At 43.8% G+C, this 20971-nt stretch carries 20 protein-coding genes; 1 reads left to right on the forward strand and 19 read right to left on the reverse strand.

Annotation, left to right across the window (positions count from 1 at the left end):
• Positions 1-246: 246 nt before the first annotated feature.
• The 19 genes from ACMXYS_RS14530 to ACMXYS_RS14620 form a co-directional block, all read right to left on the reverse strand.
• Positions 247-819: a DUF3365 domain-containing protein gene (locus ACMXYS_RS14530; protein WP_415892503.1), complete on the reverse strand. Its 573-nt coding sequence runs from the start codon at positions 817-819 to the stop codon at positions 247-249.
• 103 nt (positions 820-922) lie between these two features.
• Entirely contained in the window at positions 923-1666 is a 744-nt protein-coding gene (locus tag ACMXYS_RS14535) for an enoyl-CoA hydratase-related protein (RefSeq protein ID WP_415892504.1), read from the reverse strand.
• A complete protein-coding gene (locus ACMXYS_RS14540; RefSeq protein WP_415896954.1) occupies positions 1666-2238 on the reverse strand; it encodes a DUF2889 domain-containing protein in 573 nt (190 codons plus the stop codon). The genes ACMXYS_RS14535 and ACMXYS_RS14540 overlap by 1 nt, the downstream gene beginning before the upstream one ends.
• Positions 2239-2263: 25 nt before the next feature.
• Positions 2264-3934, reverse strand: a complete 1671-nt coding sequence (locus ACMXYS_RS14545; RefSeq protein ID WP_415896955.1) for an AMP-binding protein — start codon at positions 3932-3934, stop codon at positions 2264-2266.
• A gap of 49 nt (positions 3935-3983) precedes the next feature.
• Positions 3984-4412 (reverse strand): SCP2 sterol-binding domain-containing protein, encoded by a 429-nt coding sequence (locus ACMXYS_RS14550; protein ID WP_415896956.1) that lies wholly within the window; start codon positions 4410-4412, stop codon positions 3984-3986.
• A gap of 13 nt (positions 4413-4425) precedes the next feature.
• Positions 4426-6213 carry an acyl-CoA dehydrogenase C-terminal domain-containing protein gene (locus ACMXYS_RS14555; RefSeq protein WP_415896957.1) on the reverse strand — a complete coding sequence of 596 codons (1788 nt, stop codon included), beginning with the start codon at positions 6211-6213 and terminating at the stop codon, positions 4426-4428.
• Positions 6214-6508: 295 nt separating this feature from the next.
• A complete protein-coding gene (gene flgL / locus ACMXYS_RS14560) occupies positions 6509-7747 on the reverse strand; it encodes a flagellar hook-associated protein FlgL (protein ID WP_415896958.1) in 1239 nt (412 codons plus the stop codon).
• Between the two features lie 11 nt (positions 7748-7758).
• Positions 7759-10029 (reverse strand): flagellar hook-associated protein FlgK, encoded by a 2271-nt coding sequence (flgK, locus tag ACMXYS_RS14565; RefSeq protein ID WP_415896959.1) that lies wholly within the window; start codon positions 10027-10029, stop codon positions 7759-7761.
• 82 nt (positions 10030-10111) lie between these two features.
• Positions 10112-11155: a flagellar assembly peptidoglycan hydrolase FlgJ gene (flgJ, locus tag ACMXYS_RS14570; protein ID WP_415896960.1), complete on the reverse strand. Its 1044-nt coding sequence runs from the start codon at positions 11153-11155 to the stop codon at positions 10112-10114.
• Positions 11156-12250, reverse strand: coding sequence for a flagellar basal body P-ring protein FlgI (locus ACMXYS_RS14575; protein WP_415896961.1), 1095 nt, complete (start codon positions 12248-12250; stop codon positions 11156-11158).
• A 10-nt stretch (positions 12251-12260) separates the two neighbouring features.
• Positions 12261-12938, reverse strand: a complete 678-nt coding sequence (gene flgH, locus ACMXYS_RS14580) for a flagellar basal body L-ring protein FlgH (protein WP_415896962.1) — start codon at positions 12936-12938, stop codon at positions 12261-12263.
• A gap of 18 nt (positions 12939-12956) precedes the next feature.
• Positions 12957-13742, reverse strand: coding sequence for a flagellar basal-body rod protein FlgG (gene flgG / locus ACMXYS_RS14585; protein ID WP_415896963.1), 786 nt, complete (start codon positions 13740-13742; stop codon positions 12957-12959).
• 21 nt (positions 13743-13763) lie between these two features.
• On the reverse strand, positions 13764-14507 hold the full coding sequence (locus ACMXYS_RS14590) for a flagellar basal body rod protein FlgF (RefSeq protein ID WP_415896964.1): 744 nt from the start codon (positions 14505-14507) through the stop codon (positions 13764-13766).
• Positions 14508-14645: 138 nt separating this feature from the next.
• A complete protein-coding gene (locus tag ACMXYS_RS14595; RefSeq protein WP_415882402.1) occupies positions 14646-16559 on the reverse strand; it encodes a flagellar hook protein FlgE in 1914 nt (637 codons plus the stop codon).
• A gap of 10 nt (positions 16560-16569) precedes the next feature.
• Entirely contained in the window at positions 16570-17268 is a 699-nt protein-coding gene (locus tag ACMXYS_RS14600) for a flagellar hook assembly protein FlgD (RefSeq protein ID WP_415896965.1), read from the reverse strand.
• 23 nt (positions 17269-17291) lie between these two features.
• Positions 17292-17729 carry a flagellar basal body rod protein FlgC gene (gene flgC / locus ACMXYS_RS14605; protein WP_415896966.1) on the reverse strand — a complete coding sequence of 146 codons (438 nt, stop codon included), beginning with the start codon at positions 17727-17729 and terminating at the stop codon, positions 17292-17294.
• A 2-nt stretch (positions 17730-17731) separates the two neighbouring features.
• Complete coding sequence (flgB, locus tag ACMXYS_RS14610) at positions 17732-18130, reverse strand: flagellar basal body rod protein FlgB (RefSeq protein ID WP_415896967.1); 399 nt, start codon at positions 18128-18130, stop codon at positions 17732-17734.
• A gap of 246 nt (positions 18131-18376) precedes the next feature.
• Entirely contained in the window at positions 18377-19228 is an 852-nt protein-coding gene (locus ACMXYS_RS14615; RefSeq protein WP_415896968.1) for a CheR family methyltransferase, read from the reverse strand.
• Between the two features lie 30 nt (positions 19229-19258).
• Positions 19259-20194, reverse strand: coding sequence for a chemotaxis protein CheV (locus ACMXYS_RS14620; protein ID WP_415882407.1), 936 nt, complete (start codon positions 20192-20194; stop codon positions 19259-19261).
• A 76-nt stretch (positions 20195-20270) separates the two neighbouring features.
• Between ACMXYS_RS14620 and flgA the strand changes: the two genes are divergently transcribed.
• Positions 20271-20966, forward strand: a complete 696-nt coding sequence (flgA, locus tag ACMXYS_RS14625; protein WP_415896969.1) for a flagellar basal body P-ring formation chaperone FlgA — start codon at positions 20271-20273, stop codon at positions 20964-20966.
• Positions 20967-20971 lie beyond the last annotated feature (5 nt).

Genomic DNA, 20971 nt, shown 5'->3' on the forward strand with positions numbered 1-20971 from the left:
AGCTCATTCCCCAAGCTATGTATAAATCTTAGTCTCAGACTGAAATTCAACAATGACAAAAAGCAGCTACATCGCTAACAAAAAATAGCAATATTAATCAAAGCCCCGTAAACAAAGGGCTTAAGAAAGGATAAAGCGCAAACAAATACAATCAAAAGGTATCAAAAAAGTTACCTTTTCTGGCAATAGCTAAAAAGACAGGCATAAAAAAAGGGCTAATAAGCCCTTTTTAGAATCCAATTTATCTTATAAATATTTTTTTAGACTGAAAGCACCACGAAGATCGCCTGTGGAAAAACCTGTCGCTTTGTCTTCTGGGTAAAGGGTCTGAAGTTGCTCAGCAATCTCTGGTTTAATCTTGGAACCGTGACAAGCTAAGCATTGATCAGCGACGGGGATCGCCTTCATCATGCGGAATACTTTTCTACCTTCTTCGTCTACGACAACTTGCGAGAAACCTAAGGTTTTTAGATTAGCCCCTTGCTTAGCTTTGGATTCAAACTGTTCAAGAATCGCCTTTTCCCACTGGTCAGGTGCATTTTGCGGGTTACGTAGTTTTAAACTAGTACGCTCAACATGCCATTCAGAATTATCATTCACGCTTTTTGTAAGACCTTCAGCCTTGGTATTACAAACGTTGATGGCAGCGATAGCACCGCCCTCTTTTTTTGCCGCTTTGAGTTCTGAGCCAAGCGTGGTCACTAACTCTTTAATGACACCTTTAGCTTCGTTCTGCAGTTCAGGAATATTTACCGAGAATTCTTCCGCTTGAACCGGAAGAGCAGCCGCTAGAGCAGCAGTAAAGAAGAATGCTTTCACCTTGGACCTCACTGGATAGGGTGTTCATAAGATGAGGCCATTATACAATTTCATATAGATTAGTAAATACTAATATTTAAGATCCATATATTAAAAATGCATATTATTTTTGTAGGAAGGCCATAAATGCCCTTTGCGCTTCTTCAGATAACAAGCGCTGATAAAACAACGCCCCTTCACTATCAATCACTTGGTGAACAGACTTTAAGGTTTCGGCTTTCATCAACTGTTTAGCTGCAATCACCGAATCAACAGGGCTATCAGCTAACTTTTTAGCACGATTTCGAGCTGTTTCTAGGAGCAGATCCGGTTCTGTGATTTGATTAACAATACCAAGTTGTTCAGCTTTTATAGCATCAAAACTTCGACCTTCAACCAGCAATTCAAAAGCGAGTCGGTGACCTACTAGTTGCGGAAACAACAAAGTAGACGCTCCTTCAGGTATTAAGCCTAACTGCACAAACGGCATTTTACACCGCAGATTATCTGCAGACACAACGAGGTCACAATGCAAGAGCATAGTCGTGCCTATACCAACAGCATCGCCATGCACCGCTGCGATGATTGGCTTGGGAAAGCTTGCCAATGTATGCAAAAACACCAATACATCTTGCAGAATATTAGGGTTATGCGCTGCTGATACAAAATCGCTAATATCATTTCCAGCACAGAAGGACTGACCTTGCGCTCGAAAAAGCACAACATGAACATTAGGGTCTTCCGCTGCTTGCTTTAGTAACGCCGTCATTTCGACATACATTGCCAATGTCAGCGCATTTTTCTTATCTGGTCGGTTTAGATTTATCTCGAAAACAGAACCCTGCTTTTCGGTTAAAACGGTAGCCACTATTTAGGCTCCTCTACTACATTAACGGTTGTTGCAGGCTGATAATGTTCTGGCAGGTATTCGCGAACCATCTCACTGCTTCGCCCCCATGAATGACAACTATCAAGCATAAACTCAGCACCTTGAGCGAGAACATCTTTATCGCTACTCGGCCAGATAGATTGGATAGCGGTCGTCGCCAGAACAGGTAAAAGTTCATTCATATGCGTACAACCCGCAACACCACCTACACGGTCTTTCGCTATGCGCAGCCAGCCAGGTCCGATACGTGTACCTTGAAGTTGCTCATATGCTGCACCAACTTTTTTACAGATTCGAAACGGAGAATAATCTATACAGGCTTCTACCTGTTTGATCAGTAAACCTTTATCAAGGGTCAGGCGAATGCTGATATCATGAAACGCTTCGCCTGCTGGAACATAACCACCGCGTTCAGGGTTATCTACATCACGGGTTTTAACATCGGTCATACGGGCTTCAACATCCCATAAACCATCATCACGAAGATAACCATTACACATCACAGTTCGATTATGATGAGTTTCACGCCGAGTTGGTCGAGATAAAGGCATACTGATCAGTTCCCTTTATTCTGCTTTAAGCTGCGTTGGCATTATTATCTGCAGAAGGTTTTAGCAGACGACGAAGCACCTTACCGACATTGGATTTTGGCAGATCTTCAGCAAACTCGACTTGCTTTGGAACCTTGTAGCGAGTCAGTTTATCTTTACACCAATCCCTAACATCCTCACGGGATAGATCAGGATTATTGCTAACAACAAAGACTTTAACGATCTCGCCAGTCTTATCATCTGGAATGCCGATAGCTGCACATTCCACAACATCGGGGTGCTGGGTAATGACATCTTCTACTTCGTTTGGATAAACATTGAAGCCCGAGACAATGATCATATCTTTGGCGCGGTCGACGATTCGGTAATAACCTTCCTCATCAATCGTGGCGATATCCCCGGTGATAAAGTAACCATCATCGGTAAAGGAGGAAGCTGTCGCCTCTTCTCTTTGCCAGTAGCCGCGCATAACCTGCGGGCCTTTAACACAAAGTTCACCGGCTTCACCTTGAACTACATCCTGGCCATCCGTACCAATAATACGAACATCGGTGTGAACCATCGGCAGCCCGATTGTCCCTGTGCGGTTATCATCGGGTGGGTTGAAACATACCGCTGGAGAGGTTTCAGTCAGGCCGTAGCCCTCTATAACGTCACAACCGGTTTTATCTTTCCAAAGCACAGCAGTGGATGGGTTGAGCGCCATACCACCTGAAGCCGTAAATTTCAGATTACTGAAATCGACTTGGGCAAAGTTTTCATCGTTACACAGCGCAACAAACAGCGTATTTAGACCGACAAACGTACTCATACGCCACTTCTGCATCTCTTTAATAAACCCAGGAATATCCCTTGGATTTGGAATCAAGACACTATGACCACCCATCAACGAAACCACCTGAGCAACGGTGAAAGCGTAGATATGATAAAGCGGCAGTGGTGATATCACCGTTTCAGTCCAATCAACACCAGGAACGGTTAAACGCTCCTGCGCTTGTAACATGTTCGAGATCAGGTTGGCATGAGTCAGAATCGCGCCTTTAGAAACGCCTGTTGTACCGCCGGTATACTGCAAGACAGCAACATCAGATGATTCAACTTTAACCGGATTCGGTTGCTGACCATCATATTTGTAGAATGCTGAGCGAAGCGGAATCGCTTGAGGCAGATTGTAATCTGGCTCCATCTTCTTCAAGTACTTAACCGCAGCATTCAGAAGATTACGCTTAATAAAATCGTGTAGATCCCCTACTTGGGTCACAAACAGGGTTTCAATCTGCGTCTTATCCAAAATCTTTTCAGCATTGTGGGCCATGCTCTTGTGGATAATCAGCGCCTTCGCACCAGAATCATTAAACTGGTGCTGCATCTCCTGCGGGGTATACAGCGGATTGGTGTTCACAACCACCAGCCCTGCACGCAAAATACCAAATAATACAATGGGGTACTGAATCAGGTTAGGTAACTGGATCGCTACCCTATCACCTGGTTGCAAGTTAGTTTCTTGCTGAAGATAGACAGCAAACGCCGCAGATAAACGATCCAATTCATTATAATCAATCGTGCGCCCAAAGCTGGTAAATGCTGGTTTAGGGCCAAAGTTCTTTTGCACATGCGCTAGAACATCTGGAACAGTTTTAAAACCGTAATGATTTATATCAGCCGGGATAGTATCGGCGGCAGGGATTTGCTGCATCGAAGGTACCTCATGTAATTATTTTTATAAGGGATCTATGTCGGTAATTTTAGGCTACGGGAAAAAGTACAGCCAATTTAGTCGCTAGCATAATGTCACCATCAGCCTGCACACGACCCGCCATGAAAGCCTGCATACCATCAGTTTCACCCGACATAATCTCTTCGAGAGTAATCAAGTCCATAGTTAATGTCACGGTTGCATCTGCACTAACACCTTCCGCAACTTCACAGTTCCCCTCTTTTACTGTCACAAACCAAGAGTCACCATCGCTAATGTCGTACTGAAAAATTGCATCAGTGTCTGCTGCAGCATCGGCATTAAAACGATTTTTCATTTCAGTAAAAACTGCATTCAAGTCGGACATTTCAGATACCTCTTTGTCATTTTTATTCTTTAACGCATAACGTTTTGCGTTGAGTTTTAAGAGACCGCGTAAAAGTGTGCGGCCTACTGGATTATTAAGTGCTTTCTTCACGTCTATACCTCGACTAGAAAGCAAAGTGTTCTTGGTCCATCTCCATCAGGTTGTCTGCCCCTGATTGCATTGTTTCAACCAAACTACGAGTACGCGGCAAGATTCTCTGGAAATAGAAACGTGCTGTAGTCAGTTTAGCTTGGTAGAACGCAGCATCACCTTCACCTGCTGCCAACTTCTCTTGAGCCACTTTAGCCATACGCGCCCAGAAGTAACCCAATACCACATAACCTGAGTACATGAGGTAATCGACGGAAGCTGCACCGACCTCATCGCGGTTTTGCATCGCTTTCATACCGATTTTCATAGTGAGATCACCCCACTCTTTATTCAGCTCAGTTAGCGGTTTGGTGAATTGTTGTAGATCGCTGTTGTCAGATTCAGCCTGACAGAACTTATGTAGAATTTTGGTAAAGCCTTTAAGAGATTCACCTTGAGTCATCAATACTTTACGGCCTAACAAATCTAGCGCTTGGATCTGAGTAGTACCCTCATACAGCATAGATATACGGCTATCACGCACGTTTTGCTCCATACCCCACTCTGCGATAAAGCCATGACCACCAAATACTTGAAGGCCGTGGTTAGCGGATTCGAAACCAACTTCGGTCAGGAATGCTTTTGCGATCGGCGTAAGGAACGCTAGCAAGGCATCGGCTTGTTTCTTCTCATCCCCTTCCGCGCGCTCAACTTTATCCACAAGCTGAGCACAGTAGTAGATCATTGCGCGACCACCTTCAGCGAAAGCTTTCTGGGTCAGCAACATTTTACGAACTTCAGGGTGTACGATAATTGGATCGGCCGCTTTTTCTGGGTTAGCAGGGCCATTTAGAGCGCGCATCTGCAAACGATCTTTGGCGTAAACAAGTGAGTTTTGGAAACCCCATTCTGCATGCGCCAAGCCCTGTAAAGCTGTACCTAGACGTGCAGTGTTCATAAAGGTAAACATGCAGTTAAGGCCTTTATTTTCTGGCCCAATTAGGTAACCCGTAGCCTCGTCAAAGTTCATGACACAAGTAGCATTACCGTGAATACCCATCTTGTGCTCTAGAGAACCACAACTAACGCCATTATCTGTACCTATAGATTCTGGCAAGTGCTTAGGAACGATAAACAGGGAGATACCTTTTGTACCTTCAGGTGCATCCGGTAGGCGCGCCAAAACGATATGCACAATGTTATCTGCCATATCGTGCTCACCCGCAGAGATGAAGATCTTGGTTCCGGAAATTTTATAACTACCGTCTCCTTGAGGCTCTGCTTTAGTTCGCAGCATGCCTAAGTCAGTGCCACAATGAGGCTCGGTCAGACACATAGTGCCAGTCCACTCACCGGATACCAGTTTAGTAAGATAAGTTTGTTTCTGATCTTCTGTACCATGAGCGTTTAGAGTATTCATCGCACCATGGCTTAGACCTGGGTACATACTCCAAGACCAGTTAGCCGTACCGACCATTTCGTTCACAAGGATGCCAATAGACTCAGGTAAACCTTGGCCACCGTATTCAGCTTCATGCGCTAATGACGGCCAACCGCCTTCAACAAACTGGTCGTAAGCTTCTTTAAAACCTTCTGGCGTTTTAACAGCACCGTCATCCCACTGACAGCCCTGCTGATCACCAATCTGATTTAACGGAGATAAAACACGCTCAGCAAACTTAGCACCTTCTTCCATGATCGCGCCTACCATATCAGGCGTCGCATCCTCGCAACCTGAAAGACTCTGGTAATGCTGCTCAGCGTTAAGCACTTCGTTTAACACGAAGTCCATATCACGGAGGGGAGCTTTGTATTCTGGCATGACGTTTTCCTCATTCTTATTATCGCTCCGCTGATGCGGATAAGTGGTGCCGAGCACCAATACAGTATGTATTTAAGAATGGTTCAAAGGTCGTAATACGCCAATAACAAAACTTACCAGTTTTAGTGACAAAAAATGGCAAGCAATATTAGATAGCGCTTTATTTAGGCATTAAATGGGGTTTCAAATAACAATTCAGAGCAGCAATAATGACATATTTCGTCACATCGATTTTGCACTGCAATATAGACATAAAAAAACCGGCTAAGTGCCGGCTTTTGAAATAATAAGACTTTTAGTTTATGTAATTAAATAAACTCAGATCTTGGACCTTGGCGAAACTTGCATAGGATGCCTGAAGCGCTGTTTCTTGCAAAGCAAAGCGGCTAATCGCTTCGTTATAATCTAGGTCTTCAAATGAAGACAAAGCCTCTTCCGTAAACAGCTTATAGTCTTCATTCACCAAATCCTGTTGCTCTAGAGCATTCAACCGGCCACCAATACTTGCTCGCGACGCAATATTCTTTTCTTCAACTCCAGCAAGGTTATCTAAGATATGATCCATGCGCTCAAGATACTCGTTCTTTCCTTGAGTCGTAGAAAAGTCAGCTGTTTCCAATGCTTCTTTAAGATCTAGAGCTGTATTCAAAATATTATGCTGATCAAATACATCCAACTCAGCAGTGCCAGGGTTTGCAGCATTGATCTCTATATCAACACCAGCAATCCTTACTGTAGACGTTCCAGGTGGTAGAGCATAAGTACCATCCATCAAAACTGCCGGATCATCAGGTGTAACAAAATCACCATTTTTATCCGTAATTTCAAGATTACCGGCATTCACCGTAATGCTTAAAGGCCCATTCGCGGCCATATATGCACCAAACGTCTCGGCATTACCACCTTGAATGTCAACCTCACCAATAGTACCTGTTGTCTGAGTAACATCTTCAATCAAATACCCCGGAACCGGAGGAACTTTCTCAAAGATTTCAAATCCAGAATCAGTGGCTGCTACTTTGTTCTCCGGCCCTACTTGCAGAAAGCGCTGTCCATCATCACCATTAAACTCATAACGTCCAGAAGGGCCAACGGTATAAGGCTGTGTAAAACCTTTATTCCCAGCAAAAAGGTACTCGCCTTGAACATCCTTAGTATTCATTAGGCTGTCGAGGGACTTAATAATTTCACCGACCTCGGATGCAATAACTTGTCGATCCGTATCCGTCAGCGTACCGTTTTTACCTTGAATCGTTAGTTCTCGTAAACGAATAGACTGATTATTAATCTGCTCGATTGTAATCTCTTCCAATTCCAATCGACGCTCTGCAACCTCTATGTTTCCAGAGAATTGTTCTGTACGCGCAATTTCCTTTTTGAATTTCTGAATTTGCGCTGATGCCAATGGGTCATCAGAAGGCTGCAGTACTCGCTTACCTGTTGATAACTGCTGCTGTGTCTGAAATAGATCAGCACTTGCCTTACCAAGGTTATCAATATTGCTAAGAAATACTTGTTGTGTAGAGATTCTCATCTGCTATCTCCTTAAACACTTTGTAGCAACGAATCAAAGATTGTCTGAGCAGCACGTATAAGCTGCGCTGAAGCCTGATATGCTTGTTGATACTGAACCAACTTCGCAGCTTCTTCATCCAAATTCACGCCCGCAATACTGGAACGTTGTTGCTTATTAGAATCCAAAACAGCTTTACCTGCTTGAGCATTAACTTGTGCTACCGCAGCTTCCGTACCGACACGCTCAACTGTTTGGCCATATTTATCTTGATACGATGCTCCCTCGACAGTTTTTGCAAACTGCAGATCCGACATCAGTAGTGCATTGCGGTTATCGGAAACACCGTCAGTATTCGCCCTAACCACGAATGTATCGTTAATATCTGGTTGATTACTGATTGTTAGCTCAAAGCCTGCTAGCTGAATAGATTGACCAGATACATACTGACCCACCTGGCGATCACCATCGTCATCAGTTAGCACGTAATAAGCTACATCTTCCGAGCTATCATGCTGCACTATAAATGAATCGCCAGCAGCAGCCCCTGTAATATCTAATGTCACGCCATAAGTAGCAGTAAGATCTAATTGAGTGCCCGTAAGTGCTACACCCGTTTGTGTCGTAGGTGGCACAGCTGAATCTGTAATATCGAAATTACCCGAGCCATCTTCGGTAATAGTTAAGGGGAATGTGATACCTGACATCACACTAAGATCTGTAACAGCAAGATTAGATGCAACGCCAGTATTTGTAGCGGCCGGTGAATCAACAACCTCCAATGCAGTTCGAAAACCAACATCGATAGGTGGTGTCATTTCATTCACAACCACAGACTGTGCAGCGTAGTCTTGATCGGTAATACTCACTGTTGCAACTGCAGTACCTGTGTTACCCGCATCTTCTGAAGTAGCTAACGGTGCGGCTAAAGCTAACTGACGAGCTTGATTCAATACCGTATCAATTTCAGAAGCAGCATTTCGAGTCGGTCTAATTAAAAATTTATCTCCTGTGGCAAAGCTACCAGCAGCATCCATAATGACAGTTACACCATCAATACGAAGCGTTAAATCACCGTTAGCTGCATCCAGATAAAACTCACCATCTTCATCAACTTCAGATGCGTTTGTCGGCGCTGGACCATTGGCATTTAAACTTGCTTGATTCCAACGCATCTCATCGCTACCACGAATCAACGTAAATTCTTGAGGGCCGCTAAAGATCAACTCATACTCAGTAGCCTGGACCTGACTTACATCACTTATAATCGCGCTGCCCGTCGTCGAAGATAAATTATCTCTTTCAGCCAAAACACGATTAGATGCTGCCGAGCCGGAATTAATGTCAGTAAACATCAATCCACCCGCATTACCATCTAGATCCATACCTTTTTGATGCTGTTCATTCATAGAATCAGCAAAAACTAACGCGATTCGACCTAATTCATCGAGCGTTTCATTCAGGGTATTTTCGCGGTAATCCAACATACCGCCGATCTTCCCCCCTGTAACTTGGTTGGTAATATCACCGACACTGTTACCAATTTGGATACCCAGATTAAGCTGACTACTATCGGCAGGACTCGTAATGGTATACAGGGTATTTGCACTCTGACCGACTACTAGCGGTTCACCATTTCCAACAAAAACACTAACTTCACCAGTATTGCCATCTTCAAGAGAGGTAAAACCAATATATTCAGAAAGCTCTTCTAGCTTTGCATCTCGTTGATCTAATAGTTCACTGGAAACATTACCAGCAGCTTTGGCAATACGAATATCATCATTAAGCTGAGCAATATTCCCTGCAATGGTATTGATCGTTGCAACATTACTCTCCAAACGACCATTAATCGTGTCGCTTTGGCGACGGATATTAGCGTCTAGATCGTTAAAACGCTGTACTAGCGCTTCTGATTGGGCAATAAACAATTCGCGATTTGGCAAACTCACAGGATCATCTACCGCGGTTTGAAGTGCCCCAAAATAATCGTCCATCGCTTTGGATATACTGGTCACATCAGATGCCATGAGGTTATCCAACTCATTAGCAAAGTCTTCAAAAGCGTTATAACTGTTAAAAGTCGCGCTATCAGTCCAGATTTGACGGTTCAAAAAGGCATCAGCAACACGATCAATATCATCGATGGTAACCCCGCCCTGATCTTCGCGAGACAAAAACACTGGTCGCTGACGCGTATAACCTTCAGTATTAACGTTACTTATGTTCTGACCGGTAACAGAAAGAGCAGTCTGATTTGCCTGCAAACTCTGAGTCCCAAGTGTTAATAAACCAAAAGACATAATTGACTCCTTTTGAGGATCTTGTGCTACATCACTGAAGCGTCATTCAAGGAGAGCTGAGTAATAGGTTATCGGCTATTACTTAGCCCTCTTTAGTTGAGGAGCTTCGACTTGCTAGCAACTCACCATCAAAAATATTTCTAATCTTGTTGGCATATTCAGGATCGGTTGCATAACCGGCATCCTGTAACTGCCGAACATAATCATAAGGATCGCCCGCACTCTCCAGTGCCATCTTGTAACGTGGGCTATTTTTCAAAAATGAAACGTAATCTCTAAAGCTATCTTCATAGCTGTCATAACTACGGAAGAACGCTTTTTCCCTTTGCGCAACACCATCTCGATACTCAAGTGTAGAAACCTGAGCGCTATCACCATCCCAGCGCCTATCCGCTTTGATATTGAAGAGGTTATTGCTGTTACTACCATCAGGGGAACGAACCATAAACTTCCCCCACCCCGTTTCTAATGCTGCTTGAGCTAGCAATACACGAGGATCAACCCCCAATTCACCAGCCACCTTTTCAGCCAATGGCATCAGTTTTTCAACAAACTGTTCAGGTGATTCGAATCTATCTGGCAGCGCTTCATTAACCACTTTTGCAGCAGCATTTAATTGCTGCTCAAATACTTCCTTAACAGTGTTTTTCTGCTCTTCGGTTAGCGTGATACCTGGGGGATTTTCCTGGCCTTCTGCTTTAGCCAACAATGCCGATGCTGCGATTGAAGCAGCCTGATCAAAAGCCTGATCCAATTGACGGCTATTTAGATCTAGCGGTTTGATATCGGGACGACTCGGGCTATCCACTTTACCGCCAAGCTGGCGAACTAATACATCGGTTAAGCCGATGCCTTTTGATGAACTAGACAGCTCCATAGCAATCTGGTTGTCAAACATGCTTTGATACAGTTTGGTCTGACTACTATTCATAAAGTTGTCTTCACCAAATGCTGCATTTGCATCCCGCATCGACTTCAACAACATATTTACAAACAACTGCTCAAACTGCTGAGCTGCTTGGCGCAGACCTTCATCACTATTGGTTTTAGCTTGAGCTTTCAGTTTTTGAAGCTCAGCCAAATCTGAATAGAGTTGGGCATTACTGCCTGCACCTGTTTTAATCATTTAGATCACCACTAATTCTGCTTTCAGCGCACCAGCCTGCTTCAGCGCTTCTAAAATAGCCATCAAATCACCTGGAGCCGCCCCCACTTGATTGACCGCCTCAACGATATCTTGCAAGTTTGCACCTGGCGCAAACTCAAACATATGACCAGAACCTTCATCCACTTCGATGCCTGTACGAGGTGTAACCACTGTCTGACCGCCGCCTAATGGGTTTGGCTGGTTAACATCTACCGCTTCTGCGATAGCCACTGTTAGACCACCATGGGTAATAGCAACTGGGGAAACCTGAACGTTCTGACCAATAATGATGGTGCCTGTACGGGAGTTGATGACCACCTTAGCTGCATCTTTGGCAGGCTCAACATTTAGGTTTTCCAGAACAGATAGGAAAGATACTCGTTGAGATGGATCTCTCGGCGCACGAACACGGATAGACGTAGCATCCATCGAAGCCGCCATATTCGGTCCCAAAAGATGATTAATCTGCTCAGCTACACGACGGGAGGTTGTGAAATCTGGACGATGCAGATTTAAAACCAAGCTATCACCTTGATTAAAGCCACTTGGCACAGAACGCTCTACTGTTGCACCATTTGGCACTCGTCCAACGCTCGGTACATTTAGAGACAGTCTAGAACCATCAGCACCTTGAACACCGAAACCGGATACAACCAAATTACCTTGAGCAATGGCGTAAACCTGACCATCAGCACCTTTCAAAGGCGACATCAGCAAGCTACCACCGCGCAGACTCTTAGCATCGCCAATGGCTGACACTGTAATATCAATAGCCTGCCCTGGTTTAGCAAAAGCTGGTAGATCAGCATGGATAGCTACCGCCGCAACATTTTTTGATTTTGGATTTACAGATGACGGAATCGCCACTCCAAAGTTATTTAGCATGTTACGGAAAGTTTGCGAAGTAAATGACGTTTTATCACCTGTACCGTCTAGACCAACAACCAAACCATAACCAACTAGTTGGTTGGATCGCACACCTGAAATAGACACCATATCCTTAAGGCGACTTGGCGCAGCTTGTGTGTAAACGCTAAAAACAAGACTACTGATTAAGACTAAAATTAATTTCATAACGCCCCCCTTAGAACGGCATCAACGCGCCGATAAAGAAACGTGACATCCAACCCATCACATTCGTATCATGGACTGTACCTGTACCACTGTATGCAATACGTGCATCAGCCAGTTTGGTCGAAACAACGGTATTGTCAGACCCGATATCCTGAGGTCTAACCATGCCGCTAATACGAATATATTCATCACCTTGATTTAGAGTCAGCCATTTTTCACCTTTAACCAGCAAGACACCGTTAGGCATTACATCGTGAACAGTGACGGTGATATTGCCGCTCAGGTTGTTACTCATATCTGACTTGCCTTCACCATCAAATTCAGTAGTACTTGACGGCAAAGTAAAGCTAACTGGCTTGCCAAACGCTGTGACAGGTTCACCAAACGCTGTCGCTTGTTGCAATGAAGAAGAACCCGATTTATCAAGTTCGGTCTTAGCACTCTTTTGAGAACTCGTACTCTCTTCCAGCATAATAGTCAGAATGTCCCCAACTCGATGGGCACGACCATCACCATAAAGGTTGATACTTGTCGCTGAATTATAGATAGAGCCATTAACAGGTTTAGGCTGTGTCAGTGACTGAGGCATCACAGGTGCATATTCTGGATTATTTGGCTTAACTTGTTTCTGTACACAACCCGTTAACACAAAGCTGGTTGCAAGAATGCCTAATATTAATTTCTTCATTGCTTTCACCTAGCTATTTTAAAGCTGCTGGCTCACGAAGGAGAGCATCTCATCAGCTGTAGATATCACTTTGGAATTCATCTCATAGGCACGCTGGGTCGTAATCATATCAACCAGCTCTTCTACCGAATTCACGTTAGAACCCTCAAGTGCCCCCTGAATAAGCACAGCAGTGCCATTTTCACCTGGGTTGCTAATAACAGGCGCCCCACTAGAACCTGTTTCAGCATACAAATTTTGTCCTAATGCCTGTAACCCCTGAGGGTTTACAAAATCGGCTAGCTCTATTTGCCCTATCTGGGTTGGTTGAGGATTACCTGCGGTTACAACTTCAACCACTCCATCAGTACTAATCGAAAAGTTAACCACTTGTGCAGGAAGTGTGATTGCTGGCTCAATCGTATAGCCTTCTGCGGATACCAACTCATTATCGGCATTAAGATGTAGCTGACCATTTCGGGTATACCCGATATCACCGTTTGGCAAATTAACTTGCAAAAAACCTCGACCGTTAATCGCTACATCAAAGGCTTCATCAGTAATCTGAATATCACCTGTTTGAAAGATTTTTTGAGTGCCAACAGTTCGAACCCCCATACCAATCTGCAATCCAGAAGGCAACTGCGCTTCTTCTGCAGATTGAGCACCTGGCTGGCGGCGGATTTGATACATCAAATCTTCAAATACTAAATTATCTTTTTTAAAGCCAACCGTTGAAACGTTCGCTAAGTTGTTGGATATCACCTTCAGGTTGGTGTCCTGAGCGGTCATACCGGTTTTTGCTACATTTAATGCACCGTGCATCTACTTATCCTCAGGTGATTCTTAAGACATTTTCAAAATTGAAGCCGCTGTCTCAGAATTTTCTTCAGCGGTTTTCATCATTTTTATTTGCATCTCAAATTGACGGGATGTACTGATAATCCCAGTCAATTCACTCACAGCATTTACATTACTTGCTTCTAGAAAACCTGATCGGATACGTACATTAGCATCAGGCAACACAGCAGCCTGATTACCGGTAATCATCAAACCATCTGGTCCTTTAAATAGGGTTTGAGGATCTGGGTTTACTAGCTTGATTTGGTCTGCAACCAATAATTCAGCAGCATTATCACCTAGCGGCTGAATTGTGATCGTTCCGTTGGTCGCAATTTCAATATTTTCAAAAGGCGGTAAAACGATAGGAATTCCACCATTGCCCATTACCGGCAAACCACTGCCTGTTACTAACTGATTAGCGGCATTGATCTGCAGTGAACCGGCACGGGTAAACCCCTCTGTACCGTCAGCGCTAATCACAGATATCCAACCATCACCTGCAACTGCTAAATCTAACTGACGACCCGTTTCAATTAATGTACCGCTAGTTAAATCAGTAGCTGGACGCTCAGTTTGTGCATAGACACGGGAAGCATGCCCCTCGCCAAACACCTGCATTGCCCTTGCCTGCGCCAGGTCTGCCTTAAAGCCGGTAGTATTGGCATTCGCAAGGTTATTGGCATGAGCTTGCTGTGCGAGCATATTCTCTCTCGCGCCGCTCATTGCTAAATAAAGAACCTTATCCATCTGTTATTTCCACTCTGGGCAGCTTAGCTGCGCTTCTTACAAGTAAAATACTAATAACAGACACAATGCAATCAACGTGCCAAAAACAAAAAAGGCCGCATTAGCGGCCTTTTTATTTTTTTAGGTGTACTAGATCAATTAGATCTGAAGAATATTCTGGGTCACTGTATTCAGCGTTTCCAATGTCTTAGAGTTTGCCTGGAAGTTACGTTGTGCTTCGATCAAGGAAACAAGCTCAGCAGACAGGTCTACGTTGGATTGCTCCAAAGCGGCTGACTGAAGCGTACCGTTCAAACCAGTACCTGGCGGGTTAACGATCGCATCGCCAGAAGTTAGCGTTGCAGTCCACTCTGTATCTCCAGCTGGCTGTAGGCCAGACTGGTTTTCAAAGGTTGCTATAGCCACCACACCCAAATCTTGGTTCTGGCCATTAGAGAAACTTGCAACCATCTCACCCGTACCACTGAAAGTAACCCCTATTAGGTCCCCTTTGGTATAACCATCTTGCGCAGACGCTTTCACAATAGACGCAGATGCGAACTGAGTAGTGTTGGTGATATCTAACTCAATTACCGTTGTTGAATCAGCTGGGTCAGCACCTTGAATAGTGATTGAAGGTACGATTGCACCTGCAGAGAATTGATCACCATTGATACCGGTTAACAAACCATTAGATGGGTTGAACTTAACCAATATAGGACCTGGCTCTGTACCAGAACCCGCTTCACCTGGATCTAACGCCTTGCCAATATCCAATTGTTCCGTACCATTTAGGTACGCATACATACGGTAAACACCTTGGAAAGAGTTATCGCCTTCCTTAACTACAGGCGCAGCAAATGGCGATGTACCGGTTGTAGCGGTAATGGTTAACGCTTGGCTAGGTACTATATCACCGGCTTCGGCTTTATAAGTAATGCGAATACTTTTATTAACATTATCGTAGATTACCGATTCAACATTTGGATTAGCATCCAAAATTTTCGCTTCAGAAGCCGTAATTGCAGCACCAATCTGATCATCCGTAGAACCTGCTGTTAATGTAGGTATTGTGATTCCACCAATTTCGAGTACCAAGTCTGCCCCAATAGGAGATGTTGTTATATCGAAATCATAAGTTTCATTTGCAGCGATTTCTGCTGCTTCTGTAACAGCTACCGTACCACTAACTTGCACTAAATCCGGTTCTGGAAATTCAGATTTAAAGCGAATAATGAAATCACTGGAATCCGTAGTAACTTCAATGCTTTGAATACGTGGATCACCTGTCACCGGGTCAGTTAAAGCATCAAAGAAGGTACCTGAAGTAAGGCTTGTTCCAGCAGCTGCATCTAACTCTGCTATATGAGCAGCAGTAACAGTCACACCAGAAATAGTGTCAGTGGCAACCAATCCTGTCAGTTGTTGTTGCGCCTGAACAGGTCGTGCCTCAGCCATATTAAATTTAATTGTATGCTCATTACCTAGACTATCAAAAGTTCTCACCGTTGTACTGTAGGTAAATGAACCCGGCTCATCCTTATCATAGTCAGGCAGCAACTCTGCCGCATCTTCACGGGAATCGATGTTAAAAGACAGATCAATTTCTTCAGTAGCCTTTGGCGGACTCTCTTTCTGTGTTACAGATAGGTTCCCGATTGGCAAACGGTTGCCCTCGGAATCCAAACCATATCCCTGTAGGAAGCTACCTGTTTTAGAAACAATAAAACCGTTTTTATCTAGCTCAAACGAACCTGCACGGGTATAAGTCGTACCACCTTGGCCATCATCCAGCTGGAAGAAACCTGAACCATTAATCGCCAGATCCAAGTTATTGTTAGTAAACTCAATAGTACCTGCCTGAAAGTCTTGCGCGATATCAGTTACTGTTACACCAGCACCTGCCACGTTTGATGAGCCGGCACCAACAACTGCTGTTGCATAGATATCACCAAATTCAGTACGTGAAGATTTAAAACCTACTGTACTCGCGTTTGCAATATTGTTACCTGTTACATCAAGGTCCGTAGTGGCCGCTTTCAGACCGGTTACCGCTGTATTAAAACCTGCCATCTTCTTATCCTCACACGCCGATCTGTTTCACATCGCTGATATCAAATGTGCCAGCTGTTGTGTTCACTTTCATACCAATACCATTTTCACCCAGAGTCACACTGTTAACTCTATAAGCCATACTGGTATCAACCGCTTGATATTCATTGTCTTCGAGACGTTCAACCACGAATGTATAATCCCCTGGAGGATGTTCCGGATTACCGTCTTCATCAAATTGCATCTGCCAAGCAAACTCATGCTCTCCCTGTCCAACAGCACCAAGTTGCATGTTGTCAACCAAAGTTCCACTTGAGTTATAAACCTTAATGCGAACTTCTGAGGCACTGGTTTCCAGATTAAATGCGCCCTTAGCAAATGGGTTCATCAGAGTCCCCACTTCAGATGTGTCACCAGGGATAAACACTGACTGACCAACCATCGACGATGCCTGCAATGCCGCCTGACTCGACAGCATAGCCTGAGACGTTTCTGTAACCGTCTGGTTAAGATTATTGATACTCTCAACCTGCGACATAGTCGCAATCTGCTGCATAAAGTCAGTTGTATCAGCGGGGCTAGACGGGTCTTGATTCTGCAGCTGAGCAATCATCAAACGCATGAACATATCGCTATCTTCTTGCGTCTGGCTCTTCTGCGTACTGTTAGATTGATTAGCCCTGTTTATCTGATCAAAAACGTTTTGATTTACGCCATTAACATTACTCATGGCTTAAAACCTCGTTATTTAAATTACTGCTGCCCAAGTCTGATAGTCTGCTGAAGCATCTGCTTGGCAGTATTCATAATCTCGGTATTAATCTGGAAAGAACGAGAAGCCGAAATCATATCCGCCATCTCTTCTACAACATTCACATTAGGGTAATAAACAAATCCCTGCTCATCAGCCATCGGGTGCGCAGGGTTATATTCTTGGCGAAGTTCAGCTTCGCTTTCCACAATACCCAAAACCTGTACGCCCTGACCGGCTGCAATGCCAAACTCATTATCTGGTTCAGCCAAAGGGTCTACTTGCTGTACAGCAAAAACTGGTTTTCGTGCTCTATAGGTCTCATCAAGGCTAGAGCTAATACTTTCCGCATTTGCCATATTACTAGCTGTTGTATTTAAGCGGATTGTTTGCGCGTTCATAGCCGAACCAGCGATACCAAAAACATTACTCAATGACATGATTATTCACCCTTAATCGCTGATTTAAGACCTGTAAATTTCTTATTTAGGAAATGAAATGACGTCTGATAATCCAAGGCATTTTCAGTGTAACGAGCCATCTCTTGCTGAACTTCTACCGTGTTACCATCTACCGATGCTTGATTAGGGATTCGAAACATCATATCAGCCGCTAGATCAGGCTCTAGCAACTCCGTGTTGTGCCCTGCCACAGTAGCAACCTGTTTTACATTCATTTTAGTCGACACATGCTCTAACGCTTCAGCAAACTCAATATCTCTTGCTTTAAAATTAGGAGTATCAGCATTAGCGATATTGTTAGCTAAAACCTCTGCACGACGAGCACGGTGCATTAGTGCGTCATCGTGAATTCCCAAAGCTGCATCAAAACTAATTGCCATTTCATTGCCTCATTTAATATTACTCCCAATAAAGCAAACTGCATGCCAAACAAATAAAATCCTTTTTTTTCAATAACATAACAATTTTAGGCGTGTATTAATCACCACTTACCGTCTAAAAACGGCAAACTAAAACCGCCTAATTGCCGCTGACGGCAAGGGAAATTAACTCAATAGAAAAGAGGCAATAAAAAAGCCGCTTACCTTAGGCAAGCGGCTTTTTCGTAAACGGATTGATCTATCTGACTAAATAGCTTGATAAATAATACCTGGTCGGCAATGAATCATTTTGTATTTATCGGACAGGCCAGAAAGGAACTCAGAAGCACCTAGTATCAGGTAACCTCCAGGCTTCAAAACGCCATGCATCTTGGACAAGATCTCAGTTTTCTTTTCACTGGAGAAATAGATCAACACATTTCGGCAGAAAATCACATCAAATTTACCCATCGACGAGTATTGCCCAAGCAAATTAATGCTCTGAAATCTTACTTTTGATTTGATTTCAGGTTTTACGGCCCAACTGCCGTTGGACGTTTCACGGAAGTGTTGGGTAAGGCGCTCTTGTGACAAGCCTCTACCTATTGCCAACATTTCGTACTCACCACGACGGGCTTGTTCTAGTACTTGAGTAGAGATATCTGTGGCAACAATCTCTTCGGAAGCCAATTTACCCGGTGTTTTTTTCTTAAATTCATCCAGCGTCATACTGATTGAATAAGGCTCTTGACCTGTAGAACAAGCTGCTGACCATATTCGAATTTTGTTCGAACCAACACCCTGCCCTAACATTTCAGGCACAATACGATCACGCAAAATATCAAAAGGATGAACATCTCTAAACCATAAGGTTTCATTCGTTGTCATCGCATCGATTACTTGCTCACGCAAACGCTTAGATGTAGGGCTTTGTAGTTTAGTAATCAGCTCTTTAAGTCCAGGACAGTTATTTTCCTGAACAATTTTTCCTAAACGACTTTGTACTAGATATTGTTTATGTTTCGCAAGCAATATCCCACTACTATCTTCAAGGAAGCGACTGAACAACTCAAAGTCAGCATCCGTGATCGTAAAGTTTGATCTACCGGAAATACTCATGGAAAGAGTAATACCCCTACCTGTGCCTTATTATTTTTCTACTTGCTGGATACGCTGTACGACAGCTGTTGCAAGATCATCAGGGTTAAACTTAGCTAGGAAACCATCCGCTCCTACTTTTTTAACCATAGACACGTTGAAGCCGCCCGACAAGGATGTATGTAAAACCACATGCATATTACTCATACGCTCATCTTCACGAATCATTGACGTCAAGGTATATCCATCCATCTCTGGCATCTCTATATCCGAAATAACCATCAGGAAGTGAGTCGTTACATCAGTTCCACGATCTGCCATATCACGCAATAAGTCCCACGCCATACGACCGTTATTGCATGAGGTCACCTTGATGCCCAAATTTTCCAAACTTCTTTGCATCTGATTGCGGGCTACAGACGAATCATCAACTATCAGTATTTGATGTTCACGAGCTTTTTCACGAACCTTGTCATCTGCAACATCCTTACTAACCTCTGTTGGCATTGGATACAGATCTGCAAGTATCTGCTCTACATCTAATATTTCAATCAGCTTACCTTCGTACTCAAAGATAGCTGTCAGATAGTTTTCTACGCCAATCTCAGTAGGAGGAGCCATAATTTGGTCCCACTGAGTATTCAAGATGCGGTCAACTTTGCGAACTAAGAATGCAAGCGTTCGGCGGTTATACTCAGCAACGATCAAGAAGCACTCTTGCCTTTGCTCATAAGGAACAGTTTGACGACCAACAGCCTCAGACAGATCCAACACTGGAATTGTCTCGCCGCGGATATGCGCCATACCTTTAATAGCGGAAGTCTGACGAGGCACCTCGGTAAGTTCCGGGCACTGTAAAACTTCACGCACTTTAAAAACGTTGATGCCATATTGTTGCTCTGACTCCAAAGCAAACAATAATAATTCCAACCGGTTCTGCCCTACCATTTGGGTACGCAGGTTTACACTATCTAGGATACCTGACATGATCTAATAATCCCGTAGAGATTAAATCTATTCTGTTTGTACGCTGTTACATAAACATAATGTTAGTTACAACAACGTGAATAAGCATAATTTAACACGACTTTTCCTCCTAACCACTGTTCTTTTGGCCTCTTTCGGTGCTTTAGCAGCCGATCAAACCGAAAAGTTAGAGCAGGAGGCGCTACTTTTTCTGCAAGAACACTACAAAAAAACCAAGCCCGATGCGCGTACTGAGATCAAACTTAACCCGATTAGCCGAAAAATCAAACTAAAAAACTGCCAACAACCCTTAGAATTTCAATCACCTAAGGGAAATGGAAGCAGAATTACCTTTCGAGCCCGATGCCCCTCTCCTATGTGGCAGCTGTTTGTTACAGCACAAGTTAAACTCTATGGAACAGCTGTTGTTAGTAGCACAAGCCTTCCAAGAAACACGAATCTTGGTACTCAACACATCCATAGAGCCGAAGTTGACATAACCAATTTACGATCAGCCTATTTTCTTCGCACTGAAGAAATTATAGGCTGGACTACGAAAAGAAGTATTGCTGCAGGCACAATTTTTACAGCTTCCATGCTAAAGCCGCCTTTAGCTGTGTCTCGAGGGAATGCAGTGATCATCGAGGCAAAGCGCAGCGGAATTTCAATCAGGGCAGCAGGCACGGCACTTCAAGATGGCGCGATTGGTCAGCAGATTAAGGTTAAAAATGATCGTTCTGGAAATATTGTAAAGGCTGTAGTTATTGAGCCTGGCCTAGTTCGCACCCCATAAGCAGC

Origin of the sequence: Neptuniibacter sp. QD57_21 (genome assembly GCF_047778075.1) — a bacterium.
Lineage (GTDB): Bacteria > Pseudomonadota > Gammaproteobacteria > Pseudomonadales > Balneatricaceae > Neptuniibacter.

Excerpts from the sequence above, each read along its gene's own strand:
- ACMXYS_RS14540 (WP_415896954.1), bottom strand. The coding sequence starts at position 2,238 with ATGCCTTTATCTCGACCAACTCGGCGTGAAACTCATCATAATCGAACT.
- ACMXYS_RS14545 (WP_415896955.1), bottom strand. The coding sequence starts at position 3,934 with ATGCAGCAAATCCCTGCCGCCGATACTATCCCGGCTGATATAAATCAT.
- ACMXYS_RS14555 (WP_415896957.1), bottom strand. The coding sequence starts at position 6,213 with ATGCCAGAATACAAAGCTCCCCTCCGTGATATGGACTTCGTGTTAAAC.
- flgL (WP_415896958.1), bottom strand. The coding sequence starts at position 7,747 with ATGAGAATCTCTACACAACAAGTATTTCTTAGCAATATTGATAACCTT.
- flgK (WP_415896959.1), bottom strand. The coding sequence starts at position 10,029 with ATGTCTTTTGGTTTATTAACACTTGGGACTCAGAGTTTGCAGGCAAAT.
- flgJ (WP_415896960.1), bottom strand. The coding sequence starts at position 11,155 with ATGATTAAAACAGGTGCAGGCAGTAATGCCCAACTCTATTCAGATTTG.
- ACMXYS_RS14575 (WP_415896961.1), bottom strand. The coding sequence starts at position 12,250 with ATGAAATTAATTTTAGTCTTAATCAGTAGTCTTGTTTTTAGCGTTTAC.
- flgH (WP_415896962.1), bottom strand. The coding sequence starts at position 12,938 with ATGAAGAAATTAATATTAGGCATTCTTGCAACCAGCTTTGTGTTAACG.
- flgG (WP_415896963.1), bottom strand. The coding sequence starts at position 13,742 with ATGCACGGTGCATTAAATGTAGCAAAAACCGGTATGACCGCTCAGGAC.
- ACMXYS_RS14590 (WP_415896964.1), bottom strand. The coding sequence starts at position 14,507 with ATGGATAAGGTTCTTTATTTAGCAATGAGCGGCGCGAGAGAGAATATG.
- ACMXYS_RS14595 (WP_415882402.1), bottom strand. The coding sequence starts at position 16,559 with ATGGCAGGTTTTAATACAGCGGTAACCGGTCTGAAAGCGGCCACTACG.
- ACMXYS_RS14600 (WP_415896965.1), bottom strand. The coding sequence starts at position 17,268 with ATGAGTAATGTTAATGGCGTAAATCAAAACGTTTTTGATCAGATAAAC.
- flgC (WP_415896966.1), bottom strand. The coding sequence starts at position 17,729 with ATGTCATTGAGTAATGTTTTTGGTATCGCTGGTTCGGCTATGAACGCG.
- flgB (WP_415896967.1), bottom strand. The coding sequence starts at position 18,130 with ATGGCAATTAGTTTTGATGCAGCTTTGGGAATTCACGATGACGCACTA.
- ACMXYS_RS14615 (WP_415896968.1), bottom strand. The coding sequence starts at position 19,228 with ATGAGTATTTCCGGTAGATCAAACTTTACGATCACGGATGCTGACTTT.
- ACMXYS_RS14620 (WP_415882407.1), bottom strand. The coding sequence starts at position 20,194 with ATGTCAGGTATCCTAGATAGTGTAAACCTGCGTACCCAAATGGTAGGG.